Origin of the sequence: Blautia sp. An249, from assembly GCF_002159835.1 — a bacterium.
GTDB classification, from domain to species: Bacteria; Bacillota; Clostridia; order Lachnospirales; family Lachnospiraceae; genus Blautia_A; species Blautia_A avistercoris.
In genome coordinates, this window is the sequence record NZ_NFJL01000005.1 from 1 (window position 1) to 16,547 (window position 16,547).

Below are 16,547 nucleotides of genomic sequence, written 5' to 3' on the forward strand. Positions count from 1 at the left end.
GCCTGGTCTGGTATGACGACACGGCAATATAAAAAGCTGAAAGGCTTGAAAAAAGAAAACCTCCGCGACAATATGAGTGATCTGGAACTCGTTTTGACAATGCTTGCGGAAGCAACCACAACTGAGATTTCTAAAACCGTAAAGCCTGCTACTTTTTCTGAAAATCAGAAAGTGGCGCAAAAAGGTGGCTCGATTGCCGGAAACACCCGGAAAGAGATTGAAGAAACCACCGGCAAGCCGGTGATTACCGCTCAAAACGTCAATGATTTCCGCCAGCTCGTAACGGATATTGTGGAGGACGCAGCTACCATTCCAGAGCATACAAAAGAAATGCCTGGGGATGAAAATAAGGACGAATAAAACGAGAACACTCTAAATTTATTCCCAGATAATAATCCCGGAAGCCTCATGCCTCCGGGATTACAAACTTATATCCAATTCCCCGTACGGTCTGGATATATTCTTTATCTGCATATTGCTTCAGCTTTTTTTTAAGACTGGAGATGACACACCTCGTTGCATTGTCTGTTTTCCCACTTTCCTTTTCCCAGACATGCTCATAGATCTGTTCTTTCAAAAACACCCTGCCAGGATGTCGCGCCAGAAGACAGAGAAGATCAAACTCATGTCTCGTAAGTTCCAGGTACTTTCCTCCCATCCATGCGTCTCTGCTTTCCGGACAGATATGCAATCCTCCTCTGCAGATCTCCGGCAATGTATCTTCACTCTTCTCCTCCAGCATATACGTTTTCAGCTCTTCCCATTGTTCAGCGGTAAGTATGTTCTGGAGGATCTGACCAATCTGTATTCCCGATAAATTTTTCTTTATGTCTTTCCCACTTTATCAGCCCTTTCAGCTATTCTCAACTCTACCGGACAAACTCAATTTTGATAGAGCCTTTCAATAATGCTGCTTTTGGCAAACTGTCGATAAAGAATTGTGGGGATAATCACCGTTAAACAAATAAGGAACGGATAAACAATCAACATCGGCCAAATTACAAAGTGATAGGTGAAAAACCAAAAGCTGCTTGCTACCGCCTGCACAACAACGAGGGAGAACAGCACCCCAACGATCAACGAGGCTATAATTGTTCCAACTGCATAATACACCCCCTCATAAGACAACATCTGCTTGAGCTGTCTGCCTGTCATGCCAATACTTTGCAGCATAGCAAATTCTTTTTGCCGCGTAATAATGCTTGTCAATACCGAGTTGATGAAATTGACTATGCCAATCATACCGATAATAACACTTAAAGCACCGCCGATTGTAATAATAAGGGATGTCATGCTATGAAAAGACTGAACGTAAGTTTCTTTCGATTCATAGTCCATGCTCGGCTCAATGTTTTCCACATAGTTGTTTAGAAAGCTGCTCATGTCGCTGTCCATTCCGTCCTTAACATTGAACGGAAAGCTTACCAAAAGGAGATTGAGGCAGAGCGGCTTGAACTGTTCTGTGGGCAAATAAAAACGTGCCGCGCCCGTGTTTCTTTCTGTATCGGTATTTTCATTGATAAGAACTTTTGCCATAACGGTAAGGTCAAAGCTGTTATCCAGTGTACCGGCTAACCCGTTCATCTTCCAGTGATGAAAGGTGATCGTATCTCCAACATGGACAGATGGATTGTCAATTATATTCCCATTGTCGTCCATTGTAAGCGCGTACAGCGTGTATTTTCCCGTTTTAAGAGCTTCCCAATCAATTTCGCCCTCGACTACATCCATCGAGTTTAGAAGAAAATCGTCTGCCCCATACAGATTAATAAGAGGATTTCCATATTCGTCCTTGTTGTAATTTGTTACGGCGTCTGTTTCAGCGGAAAATGTTTCTTCTGTCACCTTACTGGAATATAGTCTGCCGCCATCCTCGTAGGCATCCTGTTGTTGGACAGCATTGATAAAGTTTTCAGACAAGTAGGTTTCGCTGCGGGCGAAATTGTAGTTGAAATAGTCCGCAGAAGAAATGATAAAATCCTTATTTAAGAACTTTTCAACATACTTGTCAATATCAAAACCACTGGATAAAGTGAATATGGTATTGAACAGTACCAAACTCAATGTCATAGACACGATTACAAGGATTGTTCGTTTTCGGTTTCGTCCCAGATTTGCCAATGCCATCCGATGAATTTTTGCGCCGCTGGTCGATTTTTTAACATCCAGACGCTTCTTTGCTTGAAATGCACCTGCATCATTTTCCGTATAGCGGACGGCTTCAATCGGCGAGATCGTTCCTGCAATCTTAGCCGGTTTTCGTACACTGATATAAACAGTAACAAAAGCAAAGATAGCCGATCCCATGAATATCAGCGGATTTACTGTCACCACAACGCCAGCATCGGAAGTATACGTTGTGCCGTTCATCAGAGCCGGAACTAAAGCGCGGCCAATGAAAAATCCGATAATCAGACCAATGGGGATACCTATCGCAGACAGAAGCAGTGCCTGTTTGTTAATAATCTTTTTAATCTGCCGCCTTGTGGTTCCCAATGTTTTTAGCTGCCCGTAGGACTGAATATCTTGAATAACAGAGATTTGAAAAATATTGTAGATAATCAAATAGCCTGTTGCCATAATCGCGAGTATTCCCACAATACCGGCAATAAACAAGGCGGAATTTTCACTGATAGGGCTGCTTTGATAAGCAGGACTGACACGGGCGACAATATAGTTTTCGTCTGTGGGCTGTCCTCCAAGCGTGTCACAGGTGTAGCCGGTTTCTGTAAGGAGCTGCTGCAATTTTTCTTCTACGGAGCCGCTGCCACGGAACATGATATACGCCGTCACAATGCCAGAATAATCATTGTCCACAGGATAGGTATAGGTGAGTAAGTCGGCATGGCTATCTAAAAAGGCTTTCGATACAATAATACGCCCAATATTACTTAGGCTGTCTGTTTCCCAAAAGCCGCACAGTGTAAAATCAGTTGTGTACTCCTTACCCTTAATTTCATAATCAAGGGTGACTGTCGCGCCGATTTCAGCCGGAACCCCCAATGCCTCTAATGTCTTTGTGTCGGCTATGATCTCATTTTCAGCTTCGGGGCGGTGTCCTGTTGTCGGCTCGTATCTGGCAAATTCCAATGCGGTATCATCCATATACCACATATCAGAACGCCATTTCGCAAGCCCCGGATTGTTAAGATGGTAAGAAACCGCCTTTGTATAGGCAATCCGGTCAATCAATTCGTTGCCCTTTACATCATCAAAAACCTCGTCACTAATGTAGTTGAGAACAGCTTGACCGTCTCCACCCATCTTTCGGATATTTTGGTCTTGTACCGTATCAATTAAACCGGAACCCAGTGTGAAGATAGTTGTGAACAAGACGGTTGTAAGAATAATGGCAACAATAGCAATGATATTCCTGCTTTTGCTGGCCTTAAAGTACCGCCTGGACAATTTCTTAATAATGGGACTGTTATTGTTGCCAAATAAAATATCTTGCATTCTCAGCACCTCCCTTATTCAGAAATTTTGCCGTCCTCAATGCGGACGGTCCGATCTGCAAGCTGGGCAATCTCATTATTATGGGTAATCATCACGAGGGTCTGGTGGAATTTCTGACTGCTTGCTTTCAACAGACCAAGGACATCACTACTCGTCCGGCTGTCGAGATTGCCCGTCGGCTCATCCGCCAGTACAATAGCCGGTTTCGATACCAGGGCGCGGGCAATGGCAACGCGCTGCTGCTGGCCACCTGAGAGATTATTTGGCATATTGTTCAGCTTATCTTCCAGGCCCAACATCCGAACAACTTCATCCATAAACTTTTTGTCTACCTTGTTTCCGTCCAACTCCACGGGCAGCACGATGTTTTCGTAGACATTCAGCACTGGAGACAGATTGTAATTTTGAAAGATGAAGCCGATCTTTCTCCTGCGGAAGATGGTAAGCTGCTCTTCTTTCAATGTAGAGAGGTCGCGCCCATCTACAATAACCTTGCCGGAAGTAGGCACATCCAGGCCGCCAATCATGTTCAGAAGTGTGGACTTGCCACTGCCGGAGGTTCCCACGACAGCTACAAATTCGCCTCTTTCAATGGAGAGTGTCACCCCGTCCAAGGCTCTGGTAATGTTCGGCTCTGCGCCATAATATTTTTTCAGTTCAGTCGTCTGTAAAATGTTCATAAAGAACACCGTCCTTTCTTTTTTTGATAAACTCATTGTAACGACCAAACCTCACAGAAATGTCACAAGACACAAGATACTTCCGCTAAATTCAGCCTCAAATGTCACAAGTCTGTGACATTTCAATTTCCGGGGACGCGATTGAACTACTTTCGGAGCAAGAAAACAGAAAAGATTGAGCCTTTTCCAGCCTCAGACGCCACCCGGATATAACCGCCCTGCAAAGTCACGATCTCGCGGGCCAGATACAGGCCAATACCAATGCCGTCCACATCATGCACCGCCTCTTCACGATAAAAGCGTTTGAAAATTGTTCCCTGATGTTGCTCCGAAATGCCGATCCCTGTATCAGCGATGTCTATTTTCACATACATTTCCCATCCTTCCACCGCTACACGGATCTGTCCGCCTGCCGGGGTGTACTTTACTGCGTTATCCAGGATATTGAACAGGGCTTCTGTTGTCCACTTTCTATCATGGCGCGCATCCAAATGCTCCGGGCACTCCACCCGCACATCAATCTGCTTCTTCTCAGCATTGAGCAAAATACCGCCAAGGGCAGCGGCAAGTGTATCATAGACTGGCTGCTGTTTCTCCTCCAGCGAAATCACTCCTGTTTCCAGGCGGGAAGTTTTTATCATCGCCTGCATGAGAAAATCCAGCTTATCAAGCTGGCTTGCCTGGGCTGTCAGAAATTCCTTCTGCTTCTGCGGAGAAACCTCATTTTCAAGCAGCGTGTTGTTAATCATCTTCAAATTGGCGATCGGTGTCTTGACCTGGTGGGAGATGTCAGAAATCATTTCTTGCAGATCGGCCCGCTCTTTTGCGATGCTGTTTTTATTTTCCTCCATGACCTCGTACAGCCGCCCCAGACGGTAGTTGATCTTATAGAACAGGCTTTCCTCATCCACGTTCTGTTTCGGCTGCATATCCCCGGAGAACATGTCATCCATCTGAACGCAAAGGGCATCGGAGAACTTTGCCAGTTTCCGGCGGATCAGCGCCACAAAGCAAATAACGCAGAGCAGAACAAAGGCACTGAACAGGAACACATACCAGACAGCAGTTGTATTTCGTGTCAGCAAATAGACAGCGATGGAAACTGCGCCAACAGCCAGCAGCAAAAGCGTTCCCAGAAGGATACAGGCTTTATTGATGGAGAGTTTTCGCATATTCATTTCAGCGCCCCTCCGATCCACATATAGCCCATACCGTACACTGTCTTGATATACTGGCGGTCCTCTGTTTCAATTTTTATCCGTACCCGGCTGATGGCTGAAGTCAGGGCGTGTTCATCCACAAAGTTCCCGTCAATGTCCCACAGCTTTTCCAATAGCACCTGTCGAGTCAGAACGATCTGCGGATTTTTCGTCAGCACCTTCAAAAGCCGGTATTCCATCGGGGTAAAGGAAATATTCTCCCCGCCCTGTGTAGCGGTCATCTCTGTAAAGTTGATAAACAGATTGCCGTCATTATAGCAATCACCGCCAGACTGTTTCCGAATCCTGGCCAGCAAAGCGGACACTTTTTTCTGAAACACACTCATGGGAAATGGCTTTGTCACATAATCATCCGCGCCCAGTTCGTAACCTTTCAGCATATCGCTTTCCATATCGTTTGCCGTCAAGAAAATCACTGCTGTCTCCGGGTGTCTCTCCTTCATATCCCGGCAAAAATCAAATCCGTTTCCGTCCGGCAGATTGATATCAAGGACAATCAAATCATATTTCTGTTTTTTACACAGACGTTCTGCTGCACTTTTCGTTAAGGCAGCATCTACTTCATATCCTGCGGCAGACAGGTTATAGCAAAGGGTATTATTCAAAAGGCGGTCATCTTCAACCACTAAAATTTTCATGCACTCACATCCTTCTAGTTTTATTATTAGTATTCTATAATCTTTCCAGAAAAATTTCTATGTCTTTGACATGCTCCAGTATCCGGGTAAGTATTTGTTTTTCTTTATAATTCCCACTGCAGTAATACATATTAAGTAATTCCACATTGCCTTTAATTACTGTTAAATGAGTTCTTAATTCGTGATGTACATATTGTCTTAACTGTTTATCTTCTATGATATTCATTTCAAATCCTCCTTTTTTGAGGATAACATGGAAATGTCACAGAATCCTCGCAGAAAACAAGTTTCTGAAAAAAATACTGGCTGTTCCAAGCCACGTTGAAAAGCTCAACTTTCCCAAAAAATCGAACGATTTTGTTGATAATTTTGTTCTATTCGCTTATAATAAGACTATAAAGAAGAGGTCGCATGGAAAGGAGGTTGATCTCATGTCAATCACATCGACGGAATTAAAATTGAATCTTGGAAAATATTTGAAACTTGCAGAACACGAAGACATATTTATCACGCGGAATGGAAAGATCGTGGCGAAACTCTCAAATCCAAATGCGGACCGTGTGGAGATGGCAAAGTCTCTCCTCGGAGTAATCCCCGCTGATATTACATTAGAAGAAGCTCGCGCAGAAAGGGCGGATAAATTATGAAAGCACTGATTGACACCTGTGTAATCGTTGACATTCTTCAGAAGCGAGATCCCTTTTATGCAGCAGCGATGGAAATCCTTCTCGCAGTATCAAACAAAAAATGTACCGGGATTCTCACTGCCAAATCCATTACGGATATTTACTATATCCTGCGACGGAGTATACACAATGAACAGGAAGTTCGTAAGCTGGTCCGCGTTCTTTTTACTCTTTTTGAAGTGGTGGATACCTTTTCCATAGACTGTGAACTTGCGCTGTCTTCCACAATAAAGGATTATGAGGATGCGATCATGGTAGAAACCGGCTCCCGTGTTGGAGCTGAATGTGTCGTGACAAGAAACCTGAAAGACTATAAACTGTCAGCTCTTCCGGTTTTATCTCCGGATCAGTTCCTTGAACAAATGAGAAAAGCAGAGGAATCCGATTCTTTTTAACCTCTGCTTTCCTGAATTTGAGATCCCGGAAGCCTCACGCCTCCGGGATTTCAAACTTATATCCAATTCCCCGCACTGTCTGAATATAGTACTTATCTGTATATTCCTTCAGTTTTTTTCTCAGACTGGTGATTACACATCGCACCGCATTATCCACGTTCCCGATTTCTTTTTCCCAGGTATGCGCATATATCTGTTCTTTAGAGAACACTCTCCCTGGATGTCTCGCCAGGAGACAAAGGACATCAAACTCATATTTCGTAAGGCCCAGGTGCTGCTCTCCTATCCATACGTTTCTGCTCTCCAGGCAGATATGCAACTCTCCGCGGCGAATCTCCGGATATGTATCTTTCGTCTGCCCCTCCAACATAAAAATCTTCAGCTCTTTCCATTGTTCAGCTGTAAGTATATTCTGGAGGATCTCGCCAATTTGCATCCCAGACAGGTATTTCTCTATGTCTTTCCCATTTTACCAGTCCTTTCTTCCCGCCGCAAAGTTCTTTACAACCTGATAACTGTATGGCAAAAAAGCACACAGGCTCCGCCTTCTGATGTATTTGAGATCTGCACAGTACCTCCCATCTGTTCAGCCAGCTTCTTCACTATATAAAGTCCAAGCCCTGCATGTCCTCCGCTTGTGTCTCTGGATTCATCGCCCCGATAGAATTTATGAAATGCATTTTTTAGATCTTTCGCATCAAAACCAGCCCCCGTATCCGTGACCGTATAATATATCTTTTCTTTATCTGTGCTGACATTTACTTCGATTCGGCCCCCTGCAGGTGTATGCTCAAGGCTGTTGGATAAAAGATTGTCCAATATCCTTGTCAGAGCTTCCGCATCGACGATAATCTGATCCGGAACTCCATCGTTGATACAGAAAGACAATTCAATGGATTTTTGCTGCGCCTGCAGGTGATAAGACTGTATTCTCTGTGACAGATATTTTTCCAGATTGATCCGTTCTGTATCCGCTCCTTTGTCTTTCTTTTCAAGCTCAGCCGTATACTGCATCTGTCTTACAAAATCTGCACTCTTTTCTGCATTTTCATGGATGACCATAAGATAATTCTTCAGTTCCCCGTCCTTCTCCTGATAGTCTTCCAGCAGGGCCTCCGAATATGCCAGGATCAGAGATAAAGGAGATTTCAGGTCATGTGCCAGCGCGGCCGTCATCTCAATCCGTTCCTGCTCCATTTCCCACTGAGAGGTCAGTGATTCTTTCAGCTCTTCCTGCATTTCCGTGAATGCCTCACACAGTCTGCCGAGTTCATTATCCTCATGATAATTAATTGAGAAGTCCAGATCCTTCTCCTTTATCTTCTGAGAAGCCATCGACAGCAGCTCCAGGGGCCGGTTAATTTCCCCGGCGAATTTTCTGGAAAACAGCAGTGTAAAAAGAATGAGATAAAGAAACGGCGACAAAAGAGAACAGATAAAAAATGCAAACAGGATCTTCCCTTTCATGTTGGCAAAAGTCGGTTTGATCTTATAGGCAAGAATGACAGCGCCGCGAATCCCCTGCTCCTGTTCGATCGGAACGGTTTCAATATAACATCCATTTCTCAAGACCTTTTTATCAAGAAGATTTGTGAAGAGATCCTCTTTCGATGTATAAGGCTGTTCTGCCAGCGTCCCGTAAATCACATTCCCATCCTGATCAGTTACCTGATACCAGATCCCGTTTCCCTTTATCATAGCGGCAAGTCCCTTCTGTCCGGACACCTCCAAAAGAGACACATTTTCTTTCTGCACATAGGACACGATCCCCGGGATTTGATCTTCATAGTAATCCGCCGGATAAATATCTTTATTTAAAGATAAAAACGTCAATACCGAAGATAGCATGATTGTGACTATGGAAGCGAATACACTGACCACTACAATTTGAATGAATGTATGGCGGAACTGAACCGCAAGAGGTCTTTTCATTCTTTTTTCTTTCATACTTTGTTCCATTTATATCCGATCCCCCAGACAGTTGAAATATATTCTTTTCCCGGAGACGCCGCCGCGAATTTGGAACGGATATTTTTGATCCGTTCCACAACAGTCGCCACATCTCCTTGCGCATCATACCCCCATACTTTTTCGTAAATCCGCTCTTTTGAGAATACCTGTCCTGCATGAAATGCCAGTAATTCTGAAATATCATATTCTCTTCTCGTAAGTTCAACCGCTTCCCCATGAATCGTGATACTTCTCGCCTGAGTGTCTATACACATTTCCCCGAAGTATAGTTTCGATCTCTTTTGCTCCGCATTAAGATACTGGGACCGTTTCTCTCTTCGCAGATTTGCATCAATGCGCGCCAGAAGTTCTTTTAATCCAAATGGTTTTGTAATATAGTCGTCTCCGCCCATGGTGAAGCCTTTCACTTTGTCTGTCTCCGACTGCCTCGCGCTTAAAAACAGGATCGGACAGACGACATCATTTCTGATCTCCCTGCAGACTTCAAACCCATCTATCTCCGGCATCATAATATCCAGAACGATTAAATCCGGCTGCTCCTTTGCAAGCTCAATTCCTGCTCTTCCATTATATGCGCATAAAACTTCATGACCTTTTAACTCCAATCTGCTTTTCAATAAGGACACCATCGCCTTCTCATCATCAATGATTAAAATTTTACTCAATGCCAACCCTCCCGTCAGAGCCACCTTTCTCCGCTATTCGCCGGGACGCCGTCCCTCCCATTTTGCAAACCATAGTATCCCGGTACTAAGCAATAAAACCAATGCAATAAAAACTGCGCTCAGCGCCGTGATACCAGTCTCTGCCGCTTGGTTTACAAGGGTACGGAAATTCCCATCTGCCGGTTGAATATAAACGGTACCCGGCAGCAAACCTAACTTTACCGGCCACGTCCATGGAATGAACTTCCAGACAGACGCGCCTAAACTGGTGGTTCCGAAAATCACTGCCATCAGCAGCCCTCCAAAACTAAGCCCGATGGAAGCGCCCCATCCCCACGCAAGGCTGATCCAAAGATGAAGGACCAGAAGAGGAACCGCTCCGATCGAAGTGAATACAGCAGCAAGGAGAAACACCTTCATATCCGCCCCGCAGGGAACAAACAGATTCATCCCACATCCCAGGATCAGCGCTGCCAACAATGTACAGACGAACGTACATATCACCACTAACATAAACTTGCCCAGAAATATTTTCGCCCGCGAAACTCCGAAACTAAGAAACCCGTTAAAATTCCCGGCCAGCTCCTCCTCGCGAATCACAGCGCCTCCCAGGATGCCGACCGAAACAGGGATCATGATTCCTGACCATATGGTAAAAAAACCTTCAAAAGCGAAATCCTGCGTACTCCCCGGACTCAGTGTGAGGTAGACAACCGTGCATCCTGCCAGGAATACCGGCAGTCCAAAGATAAACCAGCGGATCGCTGTCCGCTTTGTCCTCAGCCATTCCGATAATAATACTCTCATACTCACCGCTCCCTTTTTGTAAACCAAACAGTGGTAAAGAGCGTAAATACCGCCAGTGCAGCCAAAGATACCACAATACCAAGAGGGATGGCAGTGCATGAAAGCAGCGGATCACTGTCTGACAGCATCGTTCCATTTGGATGTACGCCAATAACCGGGCACATCAGTCTTGTCGCCCAGCTCCACGGGCAGATGATCCAGACCGTACCCGGCGCTGCAACAACCCCAAGTATCATCCCTGCGAACCCCATTCCCATGCTGAGGAAAATCCCTCCCCTGGTTGCCGCCCAGAGTTGAAGCGGAATCAGGGGAAGGGAAACCAGCCAGCAGACCAGGCTTCCCGCCAATATTTTCCCTGCAGGCAACACCCCCTCAGCTCCAATCAATCCGGTCATCGAGACAACCAGAATCAATACACAAGAAGACAGCAGTGTGTAAACAGCCATCCCAAGAATTTTACTTACCCACAGCACAGCGGGCGATACATTCCGGGAAAGCAATGCCTGATAATTTCCTGCTTTCTTTTCCTGCGATGCAGCCAATGCCGCAAAAAGAGCGTATCCAAGCGGCAGAAACAAAAAAGACCACCAATTGAAAACAGACGCCAGAAATGTCCCGTAGCTTATCGCAGTATTCCCATGTGCCTCTGCCAGAGGATTCTGCATTAAAATTGAAAGCACAAGTGCATAAACAGCAAAAAACAACGGAAAGAACACAATGAGTTTCCCCATAAATGTTCTCTTATATTTCAGCAGTTCCGAGAAAAGTCCTTCCATTACTTTCGGCCTCCCTTCATAATAACATCTGTAAAAAAATCTTCAAGGTCTTCTCTTTTATCCGGGATTCCCTGATACAGAAGATTCCCATTGCTAATGATTCCCACTTCATCTACAACCTGCTCCACCTCTGACAGGATATGACTGGAAAGGACCACCGTGATCCCTCTGGATGGAAAAGAGGCGATTAATTCCCTTAGCTCTTTTACCCCAAACGGGTCCAGTCCATTGGTGGGTTCATCCAGAATCACAAGACTGGGATGGTTTAGCAGCGCAATCGCAATTCCCAGTCTCTGCTTCATACCCATTGAAAATTTTGCCGCCCGCTTTTTCCCGGTATTCTTTAGATCCACGATATCCAGGACTTCATCGATCCGCTCCTCCGGGATGCCTAACAGTCTTGTATGGACCATGAGATTTTCCCTTGCAGTCAGGTTTCCGTACAGAGCCGGAGCTTCAATCAGGGAACCAATCTGAGACAGGCATCTGCGGCTTAAGCTTTCTCCCTCAAATAAAATCTGTCCCTCCGTCGGCCGGATAATCCCAACTAACATTTTCATCAGTGTTGATTTGCCTGCACCATTCGGACCAAGCAGACCGTAAACCGTATTTTTCCTGACCCGCATACAAATGTTATGAACCGCCATCTGCTGGTCATATCTCTTAGAAAGATTTTTTGTTTCAAGAATCAGATCATCCATATATTCGTCCTCATTTCATTGAATTTTCCGGCAGTTCTGAACGCTGTCGAAAGTATTGCAGCAGGATTTTCTGCTTACAATGACAGTCTAGCAGTCAAAAATAACGAATTTATAATGATCCAAATATTTTGTTTGATAGATTTATGCGAAAAAATAATCCCGGAATCCTTACGTCGCCATGATCGCCCTGCCGGGATATCGCGCCAGAAGGCAATCTGAAAATAAATCGAAAAATCTCTGCTTTGATGTAGTTTTTTCTTCCAAATCCATAGTGTATATTTGAGGGAGAAAGGAGGCGATGTATTTAGTGGACGATAATCAAATTCTTGAGTTATTCTTTGCTCGTTCAGAGCAGGCAATCAAAGAACTGGATAGCAAGTATGGAAAGATATGTCACAAAGTTTCCTACAATATATTAAATGATCTACAAGACGCAGAAGAATGTGTCAACGACGCTTATCTTGGCGCATGGAACGCAATCCCACCGGAACGCCCTAATCCATTGCTGTCTTTTCTCTGCCGAATTGTCCGGAATCAATCCATTATGCGCTACCATGCGAAGACGGCAATGAAACGGAACAGCACATACGATATCGCATTGGATGAGTTAGAGAATTGTCTTTCCGCAAAACGATCCCTTGAGGACGAATTTGAAGAAAAATATTTGATTGATGCTATTGAAAATTTTCTTGACAGCTTATCACAGGAAAACCGAGTTATTTTCATGCGCCGCTATTGGCTTTGTGACAGCTACGATGATATAGCAAGGTGCGTTGGAATAACCGAAAAGAATGTATCTGTTCGTCTTACTCGCATAAGAAAGCAACTGCGAAATTACTTAAAACAGAAAGGGGTATTAGTATGAGAGCAGCAGACTTTGTAAACTTATTAGACAAGGTTAATGACAAATATATTTTGGAGGCAGCCGAATATAAAAGTAACAAAAAGCAGCACTGGATAATAAAATGGAAAGCTATCGCCGCTTGTTTCCTAATTGTTGCAGTTATTGGCGGAATAATACCATTTTTGAACAAAGCATACATTTCGCCTTTTATAATAAGTGCCTATGCTTATGAGGGTGACGCAGTTGGCAGTGAGTTGTCAGAAAAGGAAGCTGTTCCTGTTTCTGTATTCCAAACATCAAGCGGATTGAACTGCTTTGTATTTTCAAGCAACAAATTAAAAGACACGTCAAGTTCTGCGCCCACCATTTCAATTATTAACACTGACGATTATGCAAAAAACATTGGTGAAATATTAGGATTAACCCCCAAAGCAGGGCAAAGCTATTACATTTATGTTATTGAGGATACTGCGGAGCCTCCACACAGTTTTTCTCTCTATCTTCCAGATGAGGAAAATAATAAAGTCTGTCAGTACAATGTTTCTATTACGGAGAGTAATGGCGATTATGTAGCTAAACTTTTGAATATGGGAACTCACGAAATAACTGAAGAACATATCGGACAGTATATTTCTGAAAAAGGAATGTATGTCTTCGATGAAAATGGTGAAATTGTCTTTGTCGGTTCACATCCAAGCAAAGAAGATTAATATAGATGGAAAATCCCGGAAGCCTCACGCCTCCGGGATTACAAACTTATATCCAATTCCCCGTACGGTCTGGATATATTCTTTATCTATATATTGCTTTAGCTTTTTTCTAAGGCCGGAGATGACACACCTCGTTGCATTGTCTGTTTTCCCACTTTCCTTTTCCCAGACATGCTCATAAATCTGTTCTTTCGAGAACACTCTCCTTGGATGTCTCGCCAGAAGACAAAGGACATCAAACTCATATTTCGTAAGTCCCAGGTGCTGCTCTCCTATCCATGCGTTTCTACTCTCCAGGCAGATATGCAACTCTCCGCGGCAAATCTCCGGATATGTATCTTTCGTCTGCCCCTCCAGCATAAAAATCTTCAGCTCTTTCCATTGTTCGGCTGTAAGTATATTCTGGAGGATCTCGCCAATCTGTATCCCAGACAAATATTTCTCTATCTACCTTGCCCTCCTTCCATTACGCCTGCCTGCAACTTTTTCATATCGTGAATACTTTCATGCATTTGCTTACTCTTTTAATTATTACATTCGTAAGAATTAAAGTCAAGGGTTTTCAAAATTGACAATTTCATGGATAACATCTATAATACTCTTATTACACTCGTAAGATTTAAGGAGGTGTCGGAATGAGTAATTTACCACAGATTTCTGAGGCGGAATTTGAGGTTATGAAAATTGTATGGAAATACGCCCCAATCAGTACCAATGAAATAACAGAAAAATTATTGCGGACTACAAGCTGGAGTCCAAAAACAATACAAACTTTAATTAAACGCCTGGTAAACAAGGGGGCTTTGACTTATGAAAAGCAGAGTCGGGTATTTGTCTATACGCCAGTTGTTGACGAAAATGAATACATCGGCCAGGAAAGCAGTACTTTTCTGAAACGGTACTATGATGGGGATATCACTGCCATGCTGTCTGCATACATAGAAAATGACAAGCTCTCTGAAACAGAGATTGATACTCTGCGCTCCCTCCTCTCCAAAAGGAATCAAAAAGGAGGCGATTAGTGTGGCTGATTTTATGATCCGTTTTGCTATTTGCAATGTATTTATCAGCGGTATCATCGGAATGCTTTTGATAATTAAACGACTATTGAAACATAACCTGTCCAACCGGATGCAATACAACCTGTGGTTTCTGTTACTTGGCCTGTTAGCAGTTCCTTTTCTTCCAATCCGCCCTCTTGGAGTTATGAAAATTCTATCATGGATAAGCGGTTTAAGGAATTCGCCAGCGAGTAGCGTAGAAATTGCTACGGAAGGGACTAAGAATACAAATTTGAATGGAAATACAGACTGGATGAACGACTTTGCGCTCTCAGTTAACAGCAAAGCACCTTCTACTGTCGGATACCTGTTATTTGGAATTTGGATTGTGGGCATTCTGGCAATGCTTATATTGGTCAGTAAATCCGTTCTCCGCTTACGTGCTTTAGAAAAATCCGCGCTTCCTGTTCAAAGCACAGAAGTCCGTAAATTATATCATCGTTGTTTAGAAGAAATGGGAATTCACAGGAATATTCCCCTTTATAGCACGGCTTTTCTGAAGTCTCCCATTTTTGCAGGACTTTTAAAACCACGCATTTATCTTCCAATCCATCTCATTTCGGACTATAATGAATCCGATATGAGATATATGTTATTGCATGAACTGCAGCACTATAAACACAAAGATGCACTTGCCAGCTTCCTGATGAATCTTACCAGCGTTATTTATTGGTTTAATCCCTTTGTCTGGTATGCGTTGAAAGAAATGCGCAATGACAAAGAAGTGGCCTGCGACACTTCTGTTTTAAATATGCTGGATGAGGACACCTATGAGGACTATGGCAATACACTGATCAACTTTGCGAGAAAGGTTTCTCTTACTCCTTTTCCATTTGCCTCCTCTCTCGGTGGGAATATGAAACAGATGAAGCGGAGGATTGTCAATATTGCCTCATATGAGAAACCGACATTTGCAAAAAAACTAAAAAGTATGGTGGCATTTGTACTGACTGCTATGCTTCTTATCGGGCTCACACCATTATTGTCCACCCAGGCGGCAGAGAACCAAGAATATCAATGGGATGTCACAAAAGAGGACATTTCCACACTAGATATTTCGGAGCAATTTGGAACATACACGGGCAGTTTTGTTCTCTATAATTTGGAAGATGACCACTGGTTCATCAATGACATGGAGCAGTCCGTCACACGGGTCGCTCCGAATTCAACCTATAAGATTTATGATTCCCTCTTCGCTTTAGATGCGGGGATCATTTCTCCTGAGAATTCACAGATTGCATGGGACCACACAGACTATCCCTTTGAAGCGTGGAATGCAGATCAGACGTTATCATCTGCCATGGCGTCCTCTGTCAACTGGTATTTTCAATCTTTAGATAACCAGCTAGGAAAAACAGCTCTGCAATCCTACGTGCAGTCTATTGAATATGGAAATGAAAATATAACTGGCGAGCTCTCCTCTTACTGGATGGAATCTACCCTGAAAATTTCTCCGGTAGAACAGGTAGAACTTCTCACAGCCCTATACCAAAACAGCCTCCCATTTACACCAGAAGATGTCCATGCAGTCAAAGACTCTATCTGCTTATCCCATTCGTCCAGTGGAACATTCTATGGAAAAACCGGGACAGGAAGGATTGATGGACAGGATATCAATGGATGGTTTATCGGTTTTCTTGAAACTCCCGGGCATACATGGTTTTTTGCTACAAATATCAAAGCAGATCAATCTGCCACTGGAAGCAATGCTGTAGAAATTACAATGTCCATTCTCTCAGATTTGCATATATGGGAATAATTCAAAAAGAAGAGGTTGTCGGTTAATACCGAATGAAAGAGATAAGCTCAGAGAAGCCCGTTGCCTTTTGCCTTGACTCGTAAACGGGCTTTGTATCATTGGATTGTTAAACATGATCTCTAATACATTTTAATATTGAAGAAGCGCCGAGTGCGGGGGCTGTTTGGCCTCTGCGTCC

General features: G+C 43.7%; 19 protein-coding genes and 1 pseudogene. 7 read left to right on the forward strand and 13 right to left on the reverse strand.

Annotated features, from left to right (window positions below; all coding sequences use genetic code 11):
• A pseudogene (locus B5F53_RS06035) lies at positions 1-360 on the forward strand (phage antirepressor protein); the annotation flags it as partial.
• Positions 361-406: 46 nt separating this feature from the next.
• Here the strand turns inward: B5F53_RS06035 and B5F53_RS06040 are convergent.
• From B5F53_RS06040 to B5F53_RS06065, 6 genes are all read right to left on the reverse strand, one after another.
• Positions 407-742: a winged helix-turn-helix domain-containing protein gene (locus B5F53_RS06040; protein WP_087221353.1), complete on the reverse strand. Its 336-nt coding sequence runs from the start codon at positions 740-742 to the stop codon at positions 407-409.
• 140 nt (positions 743-882) lie between these two features.
• On the reverse strand, positions 883-3,456 hold the full coding sequence (locus tag B5F53_RS06045; protein WP_087221356.1) for an ABC transporter permease: 2,574 nt from the start codon (positions 3,454-3,456) through the stop codon (positions 883-885).
• Between the two features lie 14 nt (positions 3,457-3,470).
• Positions 3,471-4,136, reverse strand: coding sequence for an ABC transporter ATP-binding protein (locus tag B5F53_RS06050; protein WP_087221806.1), 666 nt, complete (start codon positions 4,134-4,136; stop codon positions 3,471-3,473).
• A gap of 146 nt (positions 4,137-4,282) precedes the next feature.
• Positions 4,283-5,314, reverse strand: a complete 1,032-nt coding sequence (locus tag B5F53_RS06055) for a sensor histidine kinase (RefSeq protein WP_087221359.1) — start codon at positions 5,312-5,314, stop codon at positions 4,283-4,285.
• On the reverse strand, positions 5,311-5,994 hold the full coding sequence (locus tag B5F53_RS06060; protein WP_087221362.1) for a response regulator transcription factor: 684 nt from the start codon (positions 5,992-5,994) through the stop codon (positions 5,311-5,313). Before B5F53_RS06060 ends, B5F53_RS06055 begins: the two co-directional genes overlap by 4 nt.
• A gap of 34 nt (positions 5,995-6,028) precedes the next feature.
• Positions 6,029-6,220, reverse strand: coding sequence for a histidine kinase dimerization/phospho-acceptor domain-containing protein (locus tag B5F53_RS06065; protein ID WP_087221366.1), 192 nt, complete (start codon positions 6,218-6,220; stop codon positions 6,029-6,031).
• A 205-nt stretch (positions 6,221-6,425) separates the two neighbouring features.
• Here B5F53_RS06065 and B5F53_RS06070 point away from each other — a divergent pair, with 205 nt between their 5' ends.
• On the forward strand, positions 6,426-6,641 hold the full coding sequence (locus tag B5F53_RS06070; RefSeq protein WP_087221369.1) for a type II toxin-antitoxin system Phd/YefM family antitoxin: 216 nt from the start codon (positions 6,426-6,428) through the stop codon (positions 6,639-6,641).
• On the forward strand, positions 6,638-7,075 hold the full coding sequence (locus tag B5F53_RS06075; RefSeq protein ID WP_087221374.1) for a PIN domain-containing protein: 438 nt from the start codon (positions 6,638-6,640) through the stop codon (positions 7,073-7,075). The genes B5F53_RS06070 and B5F53_RS06075 overlap by 4 nt, the downstream gene beginning before the upstream one ends.
• Before the next feature lie 34 nt (positions 7,076-7,109).
• On the opposite strand, the gene B5F53_RS06080 is transcribed toward B5F53_RS06075, so the two are convergent.
• The 6 genes from B5F53_RS06080 to B5F53_RS06105 form a co-directional block, all read right to left on the reverse strand.
• Positions 7,110-7,445 carry a winged helix-turn-helix domain-containing protein gene (locus B5F53_RS06080; RefSeq protein ID WP_162610537.1) on the reverse strand — a complete coding sequence of 112 codons (336 nt, stop codon included), beginning with the start codon at positions 7,443-7,445 and terminating at the stop codon, positions 7,110-7,112.
• A 131-nt stretch (positions 7,446-7,576) separates the two neighbouring features.
• Positions 7,577-9,022, reverse strand: coding sequence for a HAMP domain-containing sensor histidine kinase (locus B5F53_RS06085; protein WP_242970256.1), 1,446 nt, complete (start codon positions 9,020-9,022; stop codon positions 7,577-7,579).
• Complete coding sequence (locus B5F53_RS06090; protein WP_087221380.1) at positions 9,019-9,711, reverse strand: response regulator transcription factor; 693 nt, start codon at positions 9,709-9,711, stop codon at positions 9,019-9,021. Before B5F53_RS06090 ends, B5F53_RS06085 begins: the two co-directional genes overlap by 4 nt.
• A 33-nt stretch (positions 9,712-9,744) precedes the next feature.
• On the reverse strand, positions 9,745-10,518 hold the full coding sequence (locus tag B5F53_RS06095) for a lantibiotic immunity ABC transporter MutG family permease subunit (RefSeq protein ID WP_087221383.1): 774 nt from the start codon (positions 10,516-10,518) through the stop codon (positions 9,745-9,747).
• A 2-nt stretch (positions 10,519-10,520) separates the two neighbouring features.
• Positions 10,521-11,294: a lantibiotic immunity ABC transporter MutE/EpiE family permease subunit gene (locus tag B5F53_RS06100; RefSeq protein WP_087221386.1), complete on the reverse strand. Its 774-nt coding sequence runs from the start codon at positions 11,292-11,294 to the stop codon at positions 10,521-10,523.
• Positions 11,294-11,995 (reverse strand): lantibiotic protection ABC transporter ATP-binding protein, encoded by a 702-nt coding sequence (locus B5F53_RS06105; protein WP_087221389.1) that lies wholly within the window; start codon positions 11,993-11,995, stop codon positions 11,294-11,296. The genes B5F53_RS06100 and B5F53_RS06105 overlap by 1 nt, the downstream gene beginning before the upstream one ends.
• Positions 11,996-12,293: 298 nt before the next feature.
• Here B5F53_RS06105 and B5F53_RS06110 point away from each other — a divergent pair, with 298 nt between their 5' ends.
• The gene (locus B5F53_RS06110; protein WP_087221394.1) at positions 12,294-12,860 is read left to right on the forward strand and encodes an RNA polymerase sigma factor; all 567 of its coding nucleotides are present in this window, start codon (positions 12,294-12,296) and stop codon (positions 12,858-12,860) included.
• Complete coding sequence (locus tag B5F53_RS06115) at positions 12,857-13,549, forward strand: hypothetical protein (RefSeq protein WP_087221397.1); 693 nt, start codon at positions 12,857-12,859, stop codon at positions 13,547-13,549. Before B5F53_RS06110 ends, B5F53_RS06115 begins: the two co-directional genes overlap by 4 nt.
• Before the next feature lie 24 nt (positions 13,550-13,573).
• On the opposite strand, the gene B5F53_RS06120 is transcribed toward B5F53_RS06115, so the two are convergent.
• Positions 13,574-13,984: a winged helix-turn-helix domain-containing protein gene (locus B5F53_RS06120; RefSeq protein WP_087221400.1), complete on the reverse strand. Its 411-nt coding sequence runs from the start codon at positions 13,982-13,984 to the stop codon at positions 13,574-13,576.
• A 200-nt stretch (positions 13,985-14,184) separates the two neighbouring features.
• On the opposite strand from B5F53_RS06120, the gene B5F53_RS06125 reads away from it, so the two are divergent.
• Positions 14,185-14,571, forward strand: a complete 387-nt coding sequence (locus B5F53_RS06125) for a BlaI/MecI/CopY family transcriptional regulator (RefSeq protein ID WP_087221403.1) — start codon at positions 14,185-14,187, stop codon at positions 14,569-14,571.
• 1 nt (position 14,572) lies between these two features.
• On the forward strand, positions 14,573-16,369 hold the full coding sequence (locus tag B5F53_RS06130; RefSeq protein ID WP_087221407.1) for a BlaR1 family beta-lactam sensor/signal transducer: 1,797 nt from the start codon (positions 14,573-14,575) through the stop codon (positions 16,367-16,369).
• Positions 16,370-16,547 lie beyond the last annotated feature (178 nt).

Bases quoted from the DNA above. Each gene is read 5' to 3' on its own strand.
- B5F53_RS06040 (WP_087221353.1), bottom strand. From the start codon at position 742: ATGCTGGAGGAGAAGAGTGAAGATACATTGCCGGAGATCTGCAGAGGA.
- B5F53_RS06045 (WP_087221356.1), bottom strand. From the start codon at position 3,456: ATGCAAGATATTTTATTTGGCAACAATAACAGTCCCATTATTAAGAAA.
- B5F53_RS06050 (WP_087221806.1), bottom strand. From the start codon at position 4,136: ATGAACATTTTACAGACGACTGAACTGAAAAAATATTATGGCGCAGAG.
- B5F53_RS06055 (WP_087221359.1), bottom strand. From the start codon at position 5,314: ATGAATATGCGAAAACTCTCCATCAATAAAGCCTGTATCCTTCTGGGA.
- B5F53_RS06060 (WP_087221362.1), bottom strand. From the start codon at position 5,994: ATGAAAATTTTAGTGGTTGAAGATGACCGCCTTTTGAATAATACCCTT.
- B5F53_RS06065 (WP_087221366.1), bottom strand. From the start codon at position 6,220: ATGAATATCATAGAAGATAAACAGTTAAGACAATATGTACATCACGAA.
- B5F53_RS06070 (WP_087221369.1), top strand. From the start codon at position 6,426: ATGTCAATCACATCGACGGAATTAAAATTGAATCTTGGAAAATATTTG.
- B5F53_RS06075 (WP_087221374.1), top strand. From the start codon at position 6,638: ATGAAAGCACTGATTGACACCTGTGTAATCGTTGACATTCTTCAGAAG.
- B5F53_RS06080 (WP_162610537.1), bottom strand. From the start codon at position 7,445: ATGTTGGAGGGGCAGACGAAAGATACATATCCGGAGATTCGCCGCGGA.
- B5F53_RS06085 (WP_242970256.1), bottom strand. From the start codon at position 9,022: ATGAAAGAAAAAAGAATGAAAAGACCTCTTGCGGTTCAGTTCCGCCAT.
- B5F53_RS06095 (WP_087221383.1), bottom strand. From the start codon at position 10,518: ATGAGAGTATTATTATCGGAATGGCTGAGGACAAAGCGGACAGCGATC.
- B5F53_RS06100 (WP_087221386.1), bottom strand. From the start codon at position 11,294: ATGGAAGGACTTTTCTCGGAACTGCTGAAATATAAGAGAACATTTATG.
- B5F53_RS06105 (WP_087221389.1), bottom strand. From the start codon at position 11,995: ATGGATGATCTGATTCTTGAAACAAAAAATCTTTCTAAGAGATATGAC.
- B5F53_RS06110 (WP_087221394.1), top strand. From the start codon at position 12,294: ATGTATTTAGTGGACGATAATCAAATTCTTGAGTTATTCTTTGCTCGT.
- B5F53_RS06115 (WP_087221397.1), top strand. From the start codon at position 12,857: ATGAGAGCAGCAGACTTTGTAAACTTATTAGACAAGGTTAATGACAAA.
- B5F53_RS06125 (WP_087221403.1), top strand. From the start codon at position 14,185: ATGAGTAATTTACCACAGATTTCTGAGGCGGAATTTGAGGTTATGAAA.